15 protein-coding genes are annotated in these 14,031 nt (G+C 66.7%); 4 read left to right on the top strand and 11 right to left on the bottom strand.

The window, feature by feature from the left end; genetic code table 11:
* Positions 1-108: 108 nt before the first annotated feature.
* Genes trhA through cyoA form a run of 8 tightly spaced genes read right to left on the bottom strand, consistent with a single transcriptional unit; the run spans position 109 to position 7,698 of the window.
* Positions 109-804, bottom strand: coding sequence for a PAQR family membrane homeostasis protein TrhA (trhA, locus tag ABL843_RS24265; RefSeq protein WP_375792105.1), 696 nt, complete (start codon positions 802-804; stop codon positions 109-111).
* A 40-nt stretch (positions 805-844) separates the two neighbouring features.
* A complete protein-coding gene (locus ABL843_RS24260) occupies positions 845-1,396 on the bottom strand; it encodes a response regulator transcription factor (RefSeq protein WP_184640987.1) in 552 nt (183 codons plus the stop codon).
* Complete coding sequence (locus tag ABL843_RS24255; protein WP_418117610.1) at positions 1,377-2,834, bottom strand: ATP-binding protein; 1,458 nt, start codon at positions 2,832-2,834, stop codon at positions 1,377-1,379. The genes ABL843_RS24260 and ABL843_RS24255 overlap by 20 nt, the downstream gene beginning before the upstream one ends.
* Entirely contained in the window at positions 2,788-3,594 is an 807-nt protein-coding gene (locus ABL843_RS24250) for an SURF1 family protein (RefSeq protein WP_418117609.1), read from the bottom strand. Before ABL843_RS24250 ends, ABL843_RS24255 begins: the two co-directional genes overlap by 47 nt.
* The gene (gene cyoD, locus ABL843_RS24245; RefSeq protein WP_418117608.1) at positions 3,594-4,016 is read right to left on the bottom strand and encodes a cytochrome o ubiquinol oxidase subunit IV; all 423 of its coding nucleotides are present in this window, start codon (positions 4,014-4,016) and stop codon (positions 3,594-3,596) included. Before cyoD ends, ABL843_RS24250 begins: the two co-directional genes overlap by 1 nt.
* Positions 4,013-4,675, bottom strand: coding sequence for a cytochrome o ubiquinol oxidase subunit III (gene cyoC, locus ABL843_RS24240; protein ID WP_184640990.1), 663 nt, complete (start codon positions 4,673-4,675; stop codon positions 4,013-4,015). Before cyoC ends, cyoD begins: the two co-directional genes overlap by 4 nt.
* Positions 4,668-6,671 (bottom strand): cytochrome o ubiquinol oxidase subunit I, encoded by a 2,004-nt coding sequence (gene cyoB, locus ABL843_RS24235; RefSeq protein WP_418117607.1) that lies wholly within the window; start codon positions 6,669-6,671, stop codon positions 4,668-4,670. Before cyoB ends, cyoC begins: the two co-directional genes overlap by 8 nt.
* A gap of 1 nt (position 6,672) precedes the next feature.
* Positions 6,673-7,698, bottom strand: coding sequence for a ubiquinol oxidase subunit II (gene cyoA, locus ABL843_RS24230; RefSeq protein ID WP_184640992.1), 1,026 nt, complete (start codon positions 7,696-7,698; stop codon positions 6,673-6,675).
* Between the two features lie 180 nt (positions 7,699-7,878).
* On the opposite strand from cyoA, the gene ABL843_RS24225 reads away from it, so the two are divergent.
* The 4 genes from ABL843_RS24225 to ABL843_RS24210 all read left to right on the top strand — a co-directional run bounded on the left by ABL843_RS24225 (position 7,879) and on the right by ABL843_RS24210 (position 11,634).
* On the top strand, positions 7,879-9,219 hold the full coding sequence (locus tag ABL843_RS24225; RefSeq protein ID WP_418117606.1) for an MFS transporter: 1,341 nt from the start codon (positions 7,879-7,881) through the stop codon (positions 9,217-9,219).
* A gap of 108 nt (positions 9,220-9,327) precedes the next feature.
* Positions 9,328-10,553 (top strand): IS3 family transposase gene (locus ABL843_RS24220; protein ID WP_418117605.1). Its coding sequence is split into 2 segments (ribosomal slippage): positions 9,328-9,669 and positions 9,672-10,553, totalling 1,224 coding nucleotides; the frame shifts between segments, so codons are not numbered across the junction.
* A gap of 57 nt (positions 10,554-10,610) precedes the next feature.
* Positions 10,611-11,294, top strand: coding sequence for an HAD family hydrolase (locus tag ABL843_RS24215; protein WP_418117604.1), 684 nt, complete (start codon positions 10,611-10,613; stop codon positions 11,292-11,294).
* Positions 11,295-11,298: 4 nt separating this feature from the next.
* Entirely contained in the window at positions 11,299-11,634 is a 336-nt protein-coding gene (locus ABL843_RS24210; protein ID WP_418117603.1) for a hypothetical protein, read from the top strand.
* Here ABL843_RS24210 and ABL843_RS24205 read toward each other — a convergent pair.
* The 3 genes from ABL843_RS24205 to ABL843_RS24195 are packed head-to-tail and all read right to left on the bottom strand — an operon-like array spanning position 11,577 to position 14,025.
* Positions 11,577-12,578: an isopenicillin N synthase family dioxygenase gene (locus tag ABL843_RS24205; protein ID WP_418117602.1), complete on the bottom strand. Its 1,002-nt coding sequence runs from the start codon at positions 12,576-12,578 to the stop codon at positions 11,577-11,579. The genes ABL843_RS24210 and ABL843_RS24205 overlap by 58 nt on opposite strands.
* On the bottom strand, positions 12,575-13,318 hold the full coding sequence (locus tag ABL843_RS24200; protein ID WP_418117600.1) for an amino acid ABC transporter ATP-binding protein: 744 nt from the start codon (positions 13,316-13,318) through the stop codon (positions 12,575-12,577). The genes ABL843_RS24205 and ABL843_RS24200 overlap by 4 nt, the downstream gene beginning before the upstream one ends.
* Positions 13,315-14,025, bottom strand: coding sequence for an amino acid ABC transporter permease (locus tag ABL843_RS24195; RefSeq protein WP_126023262.1), 711 nt, complete (start codon positions 14,023-14,025; stop codon positions 13,315-13,317). Before ABL843_RS24195 ends, ABL843_RS24200 begins: the two co-directional genes overlap by 4 nt.
* Positions 14,026-14,031 lie beyond the last annotated feature (6 nt).

The following is a 14,031-nucleotide window of genomic DNA, read 5'->3' as shown; positions in this document are numbered from 1 at the left end:
TCGACGACTTTTCGCGGAGCACCGCGGAACCGGCTTTGCCGGGCCGCAGGTGCTGCCCCGGGCGAGGGGGGTGGCGAAGCGACACGAAGTGCGCGAAGCCTGGGGGAGTTACCCGTGCGCATGCCAGAGCACGGCGAAGAAGTGACAGGTGCTGCCCGCGAGCACGAACAAGTGCCACACCGAGTGCGCGAAGCGCACCTTGTTGTCGAACAGGAAAACCACCGCGCCGGCCGTGTAGAACAACCCGCCGGCCACCAGCCAGCCCAGGCCCGCCGCCGACATGCGCTCGTACAGCGGCACGGCCGCCATCAGCGCCATCCAGCCCATCGCCACGTACAGGCCGGTGGACCACAGCGGATGCTTCAGCCGGTTGAACAGCTTGGCGCCCACGCCCAGCGCCGCCGCCGCGCAGATGGCGCCGAACAGCGTCCAGCCCAGCGGGCCGCGCAGCACGCCGAACAGGAAGGGCATGTAGCTGCCCGCGATGAAGAGGTAGATGGCCGCGTGGTCCAGCCGGTTGAACCAGGCCTTCGCCCGGCCGATGGGCAGCGCGTGGTAGAGCGTGGAGATCAGGTACAGCACGATGGCCGTGCCCGCGAACAGGCTGGCGCCGACCACGGCCGCGGCCTGGCCCTTCTGTGCGGCGCTGTAGACCAGGATCGGCAGCGAGGCGATCGCCAGCGCAAGGCCCAGGCCGTGGCTCAGGGCGTTGAAGAGCTCCTCCATCGCGGTCTGGTCGCGTGCGGCGAGGACGGCGGTCTTGCTGCGTTGCGTGGGCGGGGGAGAGGGTGGCGAAAAGGTCATCGTCTGTCCGTGCGCAAGTGCGTGTGGTTTGAAGATCGGTCTACTTGACCTGCTGCTTGCCCAGCTTGCGTGCCAGCGTGCGCCGGTGCATGCCGAGCCTGCGCGCGGTCTCGGAGATGTTGAAGCCGGTCTCGGCCAGCGTCTCGTGGATGCGCTCCCATTCGAGCGTCTTGATGGATGTGGAGCGGTTGGTCAGCTCCACCTCGGTGGTGCCGGTGGCGCGGCCGAAGGCGGCCTCGATGTCGTCGGTGTTCGAGGGCTTGGCCAGGTAGTGGCAGGCGCCGAGCTTGATGGCTTCCACCGCGGTCGCGATGCTCGCGAAGCCCGTGAGCACCACGATCAGCATCTTGGGGTTGTGCCGGTGCAGCATCTGCACGCAGGCCAGGCCCGAGGCCTCGCCGTTGAGCTTGAGGTCGACCACCGCGTAGCCGGGCGAGGAGCCGGCCAGCAGGGACTCGACCTCGGCGAGGTTGCTCGCGTGCGTCACGGCATAGCCGCGGCGCTCGAAGGAGCGGCCGAGCGCGCGCGCGAAGGCGCCGTCGTCCTCGACGATCAGCAGTTGGCGCTGCGCTTCAGCTCCGGTTTCGCTCATTGCCTTCCATTCCGATGGTCCTGCCAGCGGCCGCGAGGGCTTCCTCGTCGTCCGCGTCGTCGTCCACTTCCGTCTCTTCTTCCTCGAGCACGATGGCCGCGAGCGGCAGCGTGATCTTCACGACGGCGCCGCCTTCCGGCCGGTTGGCCGCCGCGACGCGGCCGCCCACGGTGCGCGCCACGTTCACCACCAGGAACAGCCCCAGTCCGCCGCCAGCGCGGCCCTTGCTCGACTGGTAGGGTTTGCCGAACTCCTTGAGGATGGCCGGCAGGAAGCCAGGCCCTGCGTCGGTGACGGTGATCGTCAGCGCGTCGGCGTCGTGCGCCGCCTCGAGGCGCAGCCAGTGCGGCGACGCCTCCAGCGCATTGTCGAGCACGTTGCAGATCATCTGCTTGAGGGCCGAGTCGGAAACCATGGGCAGGTCGCGGCCGAAGTGGTTGTCGTACTCGAAGTCTTCCACCGGGCGGGTGGTGCGCCATTCCTCGACGAGGTCGTCGAGGAAGGTGCTGACGGTGGTTTCCTCCGAAGACTCGCCGCGCGCCTCGCCGGCCGACAGCAGGATGCCGCTGACGATGCTCTTGCAGCGCTCGATCTGCAGTTCCATCTCGGCCACCTCGGTCAGCAGCTCGGGGTCGGAGCTGAAGTGCGGCAGCCGGCGCCAGTCGCCGAGGATCACCGCGAGCGTGGCAAGCGGCGTGCCCAGTTCGTGCGCCGCGCCCGAGGCCAGCAGGCCCATGCGCACGATGTGCTCCTCTTCGGAGGCCCGCTGGCGCAGGTCGGCCAGCCGCGCGTCGCGCGCGCGCAGGTTGCGGCTGATGCGGGTGATGAAGATGACGAGCAGCGCCGCGTTCAGCGCGAAGCACACCAGCATGCCCTGGATGTAGGGGCTCCACAGGCCCCGGTCGTGGTCCAGCGGCAGCGCGAGAGGGCGCGAGAACAGCGCCAGCCCGGCGAAGCAGATGCTGGTGATGACCACCATGGTCCAGGTCGACCAGGCCTTCAGCAGCACAGCGCCCAGCGTCACCTGCAGCAGGAAGAGGAATACGAAGGGGTTGGTCGCGCCGCCGCTCAGGTAGAGCTGCGCGGTGAGGGTGGCCACGTCGACCAGCAGCGCGACGAACAGCTCGCCGTTGGTCACGCGCCGGTGGCTGCGCGAGCGCAGCAGGCTCACCATGTTGAAGAGCGCGAGGCAGGCCAGCACCTGCAGCATGTGGTCCAGCGGCAGCCGGATCTCGAAGCCGTAGTGCACCACGAGGATGGTGGCGACCTGCCCGACCACCGCGAACCAGCGCAGCTGGATCAGCTGCTGCATGTTCTGGTGGCCGATGGCGTTGTCGAGGCTCGCGACGCCGGCGCGGGGCGGGTGCAGCTCGCCCGCTACAGCGGCGGATTCAGCCGTCGCGGCGGGCATCTTGGTCGGCGGGGCGGGCGTCGGCATGGGCCGCATTTTCGCTGCGCCGCACGAACCAGGCCGCGATCAGCACCATGAGGGCCAGGCCATACCAGGTCAGGGCGTAGACGAGGTGGCTGTTGGGAAAGGAAATGACGGTCAGCCCGCCGGCGGGCCAGGCGGGGGCATCGGTGGCCGCGGCGCCCGGCTGGGCTGGCGCGGCCTCGGCGTCGACGAAGTAGGGCGCCACGTCGTTCAGGCCGCGCGCGGCGGCGATGGCCTGCACGTCGCGCGAGAACCAGCGCTCGCCGGCCGGATCGTTCTTGCGCAGGAAGCCGCCCTTGGGTTCGGTCAGGCGCAGCAGGCCGGCCACGGTGGTTTCGCCCTGGGGCTCGGTGGCGGCGCGCGCCTCGCGTTTCTGCGCTTCGGGCGGCACGAAGCCGCGGTTGACCAGCACCACGGTGCCGTCGGCGCTGTTGCGCAGCGGGGTCAGCACCCAGAAGCCGGCGCCCAGTTTGGTGCTGGCCTGCACTAGCGTCTCTTTGTCGTGGAGAAAGGTGCCGGCAAGGCGGACATGCCGGTATTCGTCGTTGGCCGCGTTGACCGTGGGCCATTCGGTCCGCCCGGGGGCCGCGGTGGCCGGGGCGTGCACGCGCTGGTCGACGCGTGCGATGAGATCCAGCTTCCAGGCCCTGCGCTCGACCTGCCAGGTGCCGAGCGCGACGAAGCCGGCGAAGGCGAGGACGGCGCAGACCGCCAGTGCCACCCGTGCGGCGGTGGAGCGCTGGCGGACGGCCTGTTCCGCCATCAGGGCATGTTCTTCATGTCGTGCACCGAGTGCGGCATCATGTTGGTGTTCATGTGGTACATGACCCACAGCGAACCGGCCAGCGTGATGACCACGAGCACGAGCGTGAAGATCAGCGCCAGCATGTTCCAGCCGCCTTCGGACTTCGCGTCCATGTGCAGGAAGTACACCATGTGCACCACGATCTGCACCACGGCGAAGGCCAGGATGACCAGGGCGGTGGTGTTGGGCTTGTCGAAGACCTTGCCCATCACGAGCCAGAACGGGATGGCGGTGAGGATCACGGCCAGCACGAAGCCGGTCATGTAGCCCTTGAAGGTGCTGTGGCTCACCGGGCCGTCGTCGTGGCCGTGCCCGTGGTCATGACCATGGTCGTTGTGGCCATGTGCGCCGTGGCCGGCGGTTTCGGTGTGCGCGCTCATTGCAGCGATCCCATCAGATACACGAAGGTGAAGACGCCGATCCAGACCACGTCCAGGAAGTGCCAGAACATCGACAGGCACATCAGGCGGCGGCGGTTGGCGGCGGTGAAGCCGTGCTTGGGCAGCTGGATCATCAGCACGATGAGCCAGACGATGCCGAAGGTCACGTGCAGGCCGTGGGTGCCCACCAGCGCGAAGAACGAGGACAGGAAGGCGCTGCGCTGCGGGCCCGCGCCTTCGTGGATCAGGTGCGCGAACTCGTAGAGCTCCAGGCCGATGAAGCCCGCGCCCAGCAGGCCGGTGATGGCCAGCCAGACCAGCACGCCGCCCATGCGGCGCTGCTGCATCTGCAGCATGGCGAAGCCGTAGGTGATGGACGACAGCAGCAGCAGCGAGGTGTTGATCGCCACCAGCGGCAGGTCGAACAGGTCGGCGCCCGAAGGGCCGGCCGCGTAGCTGCGGCCCAGCACGCCGTACACCGCGAACAGGCAGGCGAAGATGAGGCAGTCGCTCATCAGGTAGAGCCAGAAGCCCAGCAGCGTGCCGTTCTCGGGATGGTGGTCTTCGTTGCGGACGTTGAACACCTCGAAGGTGGGCACGCTCGCGGCGTTGCCCACGGTGTTCGTGTGGCTGGAGTGGAGGGCGGTACTGTTAGACATTGGCAGCCAGCAGGCGCGTGCGCGCTTCTTCGGTACGGACGACTTCTTCCGCGGGGATGTAGTAGTCGCGCTTGTAGTTGAAGGTGTGGATGATCACGGCGGCGAGCATGGCGACGAAGCCGATGCCGGCCAGCAGCCACATCTGCCAGATCAGCGCGAAGCCGCACACCGCGCTCAGCGCCGCGATGATGAAGCCGGCGGCCGTGTTCTTGGGCATGTGGATCGGGCTGAAGCCTTCCAGCGGACGCTGGTAGCCGCGGGCCTTCATGTCGGACCAGGCGTCGTTGTCGTGCACGCGCGGCGTGAACGCGAAGTTGTAGGCCGGCGGCGGCGACGAGGTCGCCCATTCCAGCGTGCGGCCGTTCCACGGGTCGCCCGTGGTGTCGCGCAACTGGTCGCGGCGGATGAAGCTCACCACCAGCTGGATCAGGAACGAGGCGATGCCCAGCGCGATCAGCACCGCGCCGAAGGCGGCGACCTGGAACCAGATCTGCAGCGACATGTCCTGGAAGTGGCTCATGCGGCGGGTGACGCCCATCAGGCCCAGGATGTACAGCGGCATGAAGGCGAACCAGAAGCCGACGATCCAGAACCAGAACGAGCACTTGCCCCAGAACGGGTCGAGCTTGTAGCCGAAGGCCTTCGGGAACCAGTAGGTGATGCCCGCCAGCATGCCGAACAGCACGCCGCCGATGATCACGTTGTGGAAGTGGGCGATCAGGAACAGGCTGTTGTGCAGCACGAAGTCGGCCGGGGGAACGGCCAGCAGCACGCCGGTCATGCCGCCGATCACGAAGGTGATCATGAAGCCGATGGTCCACATCATGGGCAGCTCGAAGCGGATGCGGCCGCGGTACATGGTGAAGAGCCAGTTGAAGATCTTCGCGCCCGTCGGGATCGAGATGATCATCGTCGTGATGCCGAAGAACGAGTTCACGCTGGCGCCGGAGCCCATGGTGAAGAAGTGGTGCAGCCAGACGAGGTACGACAGGATGGTGATCACGACCGTGGCGTACACCATCGAGGCGTAGCCGAAGAGGCGCTTGCCCGAGAAGGTGGAGACCACTTCCGAGAAGATGCCGAAGGCCGGCAGGATCAGGATGTACACCTCGGGGTGGCCCCAGATCCAGATCAGGTTCACGTACATCATGGCGTTGCCGCCGAGGTCGTTCGTGAAGAAGTTGGTGCCTGCGTAGCGGTCGAGCGACAGCAGGGCCAGCACGGCGGTCAGCACCGGGAAGGCGGCGACGATCAGCACGTTGGTGCACAGGGCGGTCCAGGTGAAGACGGGCATCTTCATCATGGTCATGCCGGGCGCGCGCATCTTCACGATGGTGGCCAGCAGGTTCACGCCGGACAGCAACGTGCCCACCCCCGCTATCTGCAACGACCATATGTAGTAGTCGACCCCCACGTCGGGGCTGAAGAGGATGCCCGACAGCGGCGGATAGGCCAGCCAGCCGGTCTTGGCGAACTCGCCGACGAACAGCGACGCCATCACCAGGCCGGCGCCGAAGGTGGTCATCCAGAAGCTGAAGTTGTTCAGGAACGGGAAGGCCACGTCGCGCGCGCCGATCTGCAGCGGCACCACGAAGTTCATGAGGCCCGTGACCAGCGGCATCGCCACGAAGAAGATCATGATCACGCCGTGGGCGGTGAAGACCTGGTCGTAGTGGTGCGGCGGCAGGAAGCCGGCGTTGTCGCCGAAGGCCATGGCCTGCTGGGCGCGCATCATGAGCGCGTCGGCGAAGCCGCGAAGCAGCATCACCAGGCCCAGGATGATGTACATGATGCCGATCTTCTTGTGGTCGATGCTGGTGATCCAGTCGCGCCACAGCATGCCCCACAGCTTGAAGTAGGTCAGTGCGCCCAGGACGGCCAGGCCGCCCAGCACCACGCCGGCAAAGGTCACGAGCAGGATGGGCTCGTGGAAGGGAATCGCCTCCCAGGAGAGGCGGCCGAAGACGAGCTTCGTCAGGTCAAGGTTCTGCAACATCTTATTCTTCGGTGGTGCACATCGCGGTGACGTACTTGCGCTTGGGCGTATCGAGGGATTCGATGTCCCAGGCCTGCTTGGTGGCAACGTTGAAGGCGCCGGGCTTGCCCATGCCGCCGCCGGCGTCGATGGCCATCATTTCCTTCATGCACATCTTGTTGCGGTCCACGCACTGGTTGAGGATCGCGTCGTACAGGTCGGATGCAACGGTGGGATAGTGGCGCACGGGCTCGCGCTCGCTGGGCACTTCGAGCTTCTTGTAGAGCTCGCGGGAGAGTTCGCCGTCCTTGCCGGACTTGACCTTCTGCACCCACTGGTCGAAGCCTTCGTTGCTCAGCCCGTGGAACTTGAAGCGCATGCCGGAGAAGCCGGCGCCGCTGTAGTTGGCGGAGAAGCCTTCGAACTCGCCGGGCTTGTTGATGACGGCGTGCAGCTTGGTCTCCATGCCCGGCATGGCGTAGATCTGGCCGGCCAGCGCGGGGATGAAGAAGGAGTTCATGACCGAGGAGGCCGTGATCTTGAAGCTGATCGGGCGGTCCACCGGGGCGGCCAGCTCGTTCACCGTGGCGATGCCCTGCTCGGGGTAGATGAAGAGCCACTTCCAGTCGAGGGCGACCACTTCCACCGTCAGCGGCTTGGTTTCGGCCGGAATCGCGCGCTGGGCGTCGAGGCGGCGCAGCGGCTGGTAGGGGTCGAGCGTGTGGGTGCTGATCCAGGTGATGGCGCCCAGGGCGATGATGATGAGCAGCGGGGCTGCCCAGATGGCCAGCTCGAGTTGGGTGGAGTGGTCCCAGTCGGGGCTGTAGGTGGCCTCTTTATTGGACTGGCGATAGCGCCAGGCAAAGAAGATGGTCAGGGCGATCACCGGAATGATGATGATCAGCATCAGCACGGTGGAGACGACGATCAGTCGTCCCTGCTGGTGGGCGATGTCGCCGGATGGGTTCATCAGCACCGTGTTGCAGCCCGCCAGGAGCATGGCGGAGAGCAGCAGGAGTGCTCGGCGAAGGTTCTTGAGGATGTGCATGCCGGGGGAAAAGAGGTGCAGGGGCGACGCAAAAAGACCCCACAATCTACGCCCGAAGACGGGTTTCGCCTATTGGACGTTTTGTCCTATGGCGGTAAATGTGATTCGGTGCGACGCTCTGGGGTCTCCCATGGTCTTATGGTGTCGCGCCGCGGCGTTACACCTGAATTACAGCAAGCAATGACGACGTCCAGCATCATTTCGCAAGGCGCACAGCCGCTGCCGAACCCGGCCGATCACGGCGGCGCCCGGCAGGGCGACGACCACTCGCACATCGCCCCCGGCGAGATCGCGGTCGGTGTGGTCATCGGCCGCGCCTCCGAATATTTCGACTTCTTCGTCTACGGCATCGCCTCGGTGCTGGTGTTCCCGGCGGTCTTCTTCCCGTTCGAGCAGCACCTCGAGGGTGTTCTCTATTCGTTCCTGGTCTTCTCCTTCGCCTTCATCGCGCGTCCGTTCGGAACTGTCATCTCGATGATGATCCAGCGACGTTTCGGGCGGGAAGCCAAGCTCACGCTGGCGCTCTTCGTGCTCGGCACCTCCACCGCCGGCATCGCCTTCCTGCCGGGCTATGCGAGCCTGGGCTTCACGGCCATCGTGCTGCTGTCCGTGTTCCGCTTCGGCCAAGGCCTGGCGCTGGGCGGCTCCTGGGACGGCCTGCCGTCGCTGCTGGCGCTGAACGCGCCGGCCAACCGCCGCGGCTGGTACGCCATGCTGGGCCAGCTGGGCGCGCCCATCGGCTTCTTCATCGCCAGCGCTCTGTTCGCCTACCTGTATTCCAGCCTGCCGTCGGAAGACTTCCTCGACTGGGGCTGGCGCTACAGCTTCTACGTGGCCTTCGCGATCAACGTGGTGGCGCTCTTCGCCCGCCTGCGCCTGGTGGCCACCGACGAATACTCGCGCTTGCTCGAAGAGCGCGAGCTCGAACCCACCAGCGTCACCGAGCTGGTCAGCTCGCAGGGCAGCAACATCCTGATCGGCGCCTTCGCCGCGCTGGCTAGCTACGCACTGTTCCACCTGATCACGGTGTTCCCGCTGTCGTGGATCACGCTGTATTCCGACCAGTCGGTCACCGAATTCCTGGTGATCCAGATGATCGGCGCGGCCTTTGGCGCCGCCGGCATCGTGGCCTCGGGCCTGCTGGCCGACCGCATCGGCCGCCGCTTCACGCTGGGCGGACTGGCCGCGGTGATCGCCGCCTTCAGCGGCTTCGCCCCCACGCTGCTCGACGGCGGCCGCATCGGCCAGGACATCTTCATCCTGCTGGGCTTCGTGATCCTGGGCCTGTCGTACGGCCAGGCGGCCGGCGCGGTGACCTCCAACTTCGCGCCCAAGTACCGCTACGTCGGTGCCGCGCTCACGGCCGACGTGGCCTGGCTGATCGGCGCGGCCTTCGCCCCGCTGGTGGCCCTGGGGCTGTCGGCCCACTTCGGCCTGGCCTACGTGAGCGTTTACCTGCTGTCGGGTGCTATCGCCACGCTGGCGGCCCTGGGGCTCAACCGGGCGCTGGCGCGGGACTGAGTCTTTTCCGCGCAACCACGAAAAAGGGACCTTCGAGGTCCCTTTTTCGTTTTTCTGACCCGTCCTGCCCAGCGTTGACACCTTTCATCGACGAAAGGAGAAAACGCAATGGACACAGGCGCGAAGAGAACGCAGCGCGACTACACGATGGCCTTCAAGTTGGCTGTGGTCGAGCAAGTGGAAAAAGGGGAGATGACCTGGAGCCAGGCGCAGAGCCGCTATGGGATTCAGGGCAACTCGACCGTATTGAACTGGCTGCGCAAACACGGTCGCCAGGGGTGGGGGCGTGCGGCATCATCGGCGGCTATGCCGATCGACAAGACAGCCATTGCACCGACGCCGGAACAGCGGATCAAAGAATTGGAGACGCAACTGGCCAGAGCACAGGAAAAGGCCCGGTTGTTCGAAGCGGTGCTGGAGGTCCTGAAGAAGGATCACGGCGTGCGTGTTGTAAAAAAGCCTTCGGGCAAGTCCTTGCGCAAGGCCTCGTCCAAGGGCTGAGCGTGACCCGGGCTTGCCGCCACATGGGCATGAGTCGTCAGGCGTACTACCAAGGCCGGCACAGGGCCGCCCGGCGCCACGAACGCGCCGAAACGGTGGTGCAGTTGGTCAAAGAGCAGCGGATGCGCCAGCCCAGGCTGGGTACGCGCAAGCTGCACTACCTGCTGCGCGAGCCGCTGCAGCGCCAAGGCATCGAGCTGGGACGTGATGCGATGTTCGATGTGCTGCGCAACGCGCGGCTGCTTGTGGCAAACCGCCGGGCGTACCACAAGACGACGGACAGCCATCATCGCTTTCGCCGCCACCCGAACCTGGTCAAGGCGGGGCCTGCGCAGATTCGCGTCACGCGCAGCGAGCAATTGTGGGTGGCCGACATCACGTACCTGCCTACGGCCGACAAAGTGGTCTACCTCAGTCTGGTCACCGATGCGCATTCGCGCAAGATCGTGGGCTGGCACGTCCATGCCAGCCTGCAGACCGAGGAGGTGGCGCGGGCCCTGAAGATGGCGCTGCGCGGGCGACAGACGCGCGAGCAACTCGTACATCACTCCGATCGCGGCATCCAATACTGCTCGAACTACTATCAGGCGCTGCATCGCCGCCATGGCCTGAAGTGTTCGATGACCGACGGCTACGACTGCTACCAGAACGCGTTGGCCGAGCGCATCAACGGCATCCTCAAGACCGAATTCCTGCTGAGCCGGCCAGTTGACCTGGCTCAGGCCAGACGACTGGTGGCTGAGTCCGTGCAGATCTACAACCACGAGCGACCCCATCTGTCGCTCAAAATGCAAACGCCCGATGCCGTGCACCGGGCGTCCATGGTCGGCTGAGGCCGGCTGTTTGGGTGTCAACGCATTTCAGGACGGGTCATTCATTACGATGCCCCGATGTTCGCCGCTGCAATCTTCGACATGGACGGGCTGCTGATCGATTCCGAGCGCCCCATCATGGCCGCCTGGATCGAGGTCGCCCGCACGCTCGGCATCGAGCTCTCGCACAGCCAGTACCTGCAGGTGGTGGGGCTGTCCACGGTGGAGTCCGAAGTCGTCCTCGCTTCGCTGCTGGGCGGGCCGGCCGCCTACACCCACGCGGTGGGCCTCGTGCGACAGCGCCTGCAGCTGGAGCGCTCCGACGGTACGCCACTGTTCCCGATCAAGCCCGGCGCGGCTGAATTCCTGGCGGCGCTGCGCGAACGCGGCACGCGCTGCGCCGTGGCCTCTTCATCGACCAGCGTGCAGATCCAGGCCTGCCTCGGCAGCCTCGACGTGCTGCACCACTTCTCGGCCTTCGCGGGCGGCGACGAAGTGGCGCGCGCCAAGCCCGATCCGGCGCTCTACCTGCTCGCGGCCGAACGGCTGGGCGTGGACCCCGCCGACTGCATCGCCTTCGAGGACAGCGAGAACGGCGCCAGGGCGGCGCTGGCAGCGGGCCTGCGGGTGGTGGTGGTGCCCGACCTCAAGCATCCGCCCGCATCGATCGTCGAGCGGGCCTTCCACGTGCTCGATTCGCTGCACGACGCACTGGCGCACCTGCCGCGCTGGTTTCCGCAACAGGCCATGCAAAAGGTGTAACGGCATGATCAAGATCGGCACCCTCTGCCACGTGGTCGACAGCTGCCTGGCGTCGCCCTTCACGGAGCGTGCCGTGGGCCGGATCGTGGAGGTGGTGTCCGCGCCCTATGAGGCGCCCAGCGAGCGCTACCTGCCCGGCACTTACTACGACGTGCTGTTCGAGGGCTGGACCTTCTACTGCCGCAGCGACAAGCTCGTGCCCATTTCCGACCCCGATGCCGAAGTCGAGCGCTGGGAGGACGTTTTCCTTGAAGAGCCCGGCCTCTTGCCCGCGCCTGCGCCTCAGAGCACCTCGTCGCGCAACTGCGGAAACACCTTCGACACCTTCGCCAGCAGGTAGTCGCCGTAGCGCCCGCTGAAGGCGTGGACGTTGGCGCGGTCCCAGCGCTCGGCGCTGTCGTCGCGCGCTTCGGCGCCCGCGAGGCCCTCTATGCGCTGCACCCGCGCCTCGAAGTTCGGATCGAAGAAGAGCGGAAACGACAGCCGGTCATGCCCCGAGGTGTTGCGCTTCACCCGGTGCGGCGTCGACTTGTAGAGCCCGCCGGTCATGCGGTCGAGCATGTCGCCGATGTTGCATACGAAGGAGCCCGCAACCGGCGGCGCGTCGATCCAGCCGCCGGGCGTGTGCACCGCCAGGCCGCCGATGTGGTCCTGGTGCAGGATCGTCAGCAGCCCGTAGTCGGTGTGCTCGCCCACGCCCCATTGCACGTCCAGGCCCTCGGGCACTGGCTGCGAGGGGTAGTTGAAGAGGCGGAACAGGATCAGCGGGTCGGCCGTGTAGCGCTTCGCGAAGTAGCCTGCCTCGAGGCCCAGGCTCAGCGCGATGCCTTCCATCAGCCGGTGGCCCAGCTGCGTGACGGCGGCCATGTAGTCGAGGATGGTCTCGCGAAAGCCCGGCACTTCGGGGAACAGGTTGGGGCCGTGCACCGGCGTCTTCGCCTGTACCAGCGGGTGCGTGGCGGGCAGCTCGGTGCCGAGGTAGAGGCCTTCCTTCCAGTCGGGCCGGCCCGAGGTCAGCTCGCCGCCCAGCGGAAAGTAGCCGCGCCAGGCGCGCCCGCCCAGGGCCATGCGCCAGCGCATCTTGGTTTCCTCGGGCAGCTCGAAGAAGCGGTGGCTGAGTTCTTCGAGCCGCTTCACCAGCGCCGGGTCGACGCCATGGCCGGTCACGTAGAAGAAGCCGTGGGCGCGGCAGGCGGCGCCGATCTGCGCGGCGACGGCGTCGCGTCCGGCGGTGCCGGCAACGAGCGCGGAAACATCGATGAGGGGAAGGGCTGCGTCGGTCATGCGTCTCTCGCGAAGGGGGAGCGGATGTCGGCCAGGAACTGCTGGGCGCGCGGATGCTGCGGCCGGTTGAAGAAGTCGTCGGGTGTGGCGCGCTCCAGCACCTTGCCTTCGTCCATGAAGAGCACGCGGTCGGCCACCTCGCGCGCGAAGCCCATCTCGTGCGTCACGCAGACCATGGTCATGCCGTCGCGCGTCAGGTCGCGCATCACCAGCAGCACCTCGCCGACCATCTCGGGGTCGAGCGCGCTGGTGGGCTCGTCGAACAGCATCAGCGGCGGCTGCATCGCGAGCGCGCGGGCGATCGCCACGCGCTGCTGCTGGCCACCCGAGAGCTCGCCGGGCCAGGCGTTGGCCTTGTTCGACAGGCCGACGCGGCTCAGCAGCGCCATCGCGCGCTCGTCGGCCTGCTTGCGCGTGAGGCCGCGCAGCTGCATCGGCGCCATCGTGCAGTTCTGCAGCACCGTCAGGTGCGGAAACAGGTTGAACTGCTGGAACACGAAGCCGATGCGCGAGCGGAATTCGTTCACGTCCAGGCCCGGCGCGTGGATGTCCTGCCCGTCCACCACGATGCGGCCCGACTGGATCGGCTCCAGCCGGTTGAAGGTGCGGATCAGCGTCGACTTGCCCGAGCCCGAGGGCCCGCACACCACGACCACCTCGCCCTTTTGGATGGTTTCGGTCACGTCGACCAGCGCGTGGTAGCTGCCGTACCACTTGTTGACTTTTTCGAGTTCGATCATGCGGACACCTTGGTGGCGGCGGTGGAGATGCCGCGGCGCGCGAGCCGGCGTTCGAGCCAGTAGGCGAAGCGCGAGAGGCCGAAGCAGAGAATGAAGTACGTCCCGCCCAGGATCAGGTAGATCTGCGCGGGCTTGGTGAACACCTGCGTGTTGATCTGCGTCGCGATGAACGACACCTCGGCCAGCCCGATGATGTAGCCCAGCGAGGTTTCCTTGATGGTCGAGACGAACTGGTTCACCAGCGAGGGCAGCATGCTGCGCAGCGCCTGCGGCAGCACCACGAGGCGCATCGCGCTGCCATAACTCAGGCCCAGCGCACGGGCGGTTTCCATCTGCCCGCGCGGCAGGCCCTGGATGCCGGCGCGCACGATCTCGGCGAGGTAGGCGGCGTCGAACACCACCAGCGCGATCAGCATGGTGGTGAACTGGTCGGTCTTCACGCCGGTGACGCTGGGCAGGAAGAAGTAGGCCCAGAAGATCACCATCAGCAGGGGCAGCCCGCGCACCACGAACACGAAGCCCGTGACCGGCCAGCGCAGCCAGCGCCACGGGCTCACCCGCGCCAGCCCCAGCACGATGCCCAGCGGCAGCGCCAGCACCAGGCCGCAGGAGGCCAGCAGCAGCGTGAGCACCAGCCCGCCGAGCGGGCCGTTCGGGTACTGCCCGATGAGAAAGTAGACCCAGTAGTCGTTGATGATCTGAAGCATCGCGCC

The sequence above is a fragment of the Variovorax sp. 350MFTsu5.1 genome, from assembly GCF_048302515.1.
In the GTDB taxonomy this organism is placed as follows: Bacteria; Pseudomonadota; Gammaproteobacteria; order Burkholderiales; family Burkholderiaceae_C; genus Variovorax; species Variovorax guangxiensis.
This window is presented reverse-complemented; position numbering and strand designations above follow the sequence as displayed.

Coding starts and splice junctions, on each gene's coding strand:
- trhA (WP_375792105.1), bottom strand. CDS start 804: ATGACCTTTTCGCCACCCTCTCCCCCGCCCACGCAACGCAGCAAGACC.
- ABL843_RS24260 (WP_184640987.1), bottom strand. CDS start 1,396: ATGAGCGAAACCGGAGCTGAAGCGCAGCGCCAACTGCTGATCGTCGAG.
- ABL843_RS24255 (WP_418117610.1), bottom strand. CDS start 2,834: ATGCCGACGCCCGCCCCGCCGACCAAGATGCCCGCCGCGACGGCTGAA.
- ABL843_RS24250 (WP_418117609.1), bottom strand. CDS start 3,594: ATGGCGGAACAGGCCGTCCGCCAGCGCTCCACCGCCGCACGGGTGGCA.
- cyoD (WP_418117608.1), bottom strand. CDS start 4,016: ATGAGCGCGCACACCGAAACCGCCGGCCACGGCGCACATGGCCACAAC.
- cyoC (WP_184640990.1), bottom strand. CDS start 4,675: ATGTCTAACAGTACCGCCCTCCACTCCAGCCACACGAACACCGTGGGC.
- cyoB (WP_418117607.1), bottom strand. CDS start 6,671: ATGTTGCAGAACCTTGACCTGACGAAGCTCGTCTTCGGCCGCCTCTCC.
- cyoA (WP_184640992.1), bottom strand. CDS start 7,698: ATGCACATCCTCAAGAACCTTCGCCGAGCACTCCTGCTGCTCTCCGCC.
- ABL843_RS24225 (WP_418117606.1), top strand. CDS start 7,879: ATGACGACGTCCAGCATCATTTCGCAAGGCGCACAGCCGCTGCCGAAC.
- ABL843_RS24215 (WP_418117604.1), top strand. CDS start 10,611: ATGTTCGCCGCTGCAATCTTCGACATGGACGGGCTGCTGATCGATTCC.
- ABL843_RS24210 (WP_418117603.1), top strand. CDS start 11,299: ATGATCAAGATCGGCACCCTCTGCCACGTGGTCGACAGCTGCCTGGCG.
- ABL843_RS24205 (WP_418117602.1), bottom strand. CDS start 12,578: ATGACCGACGCAGCCCTTCCCCTCATCGATGTTTCCGCGCTCGTTGCC.
- ABL843_RS24200 (WP_418117600.1), bottom strand. CDS start 13,318: ATGATCGAACTCGAAAAAGTCAACAAGTGGTACGGCAGCTACCACGCG.
- ABL843_RS24195 (WP_126023262.1), bottom strand. CDS start 14,025: ATGCTTCAGATCATCAACGACTACTGGGTCTACTTTCTCATCGGGCAG.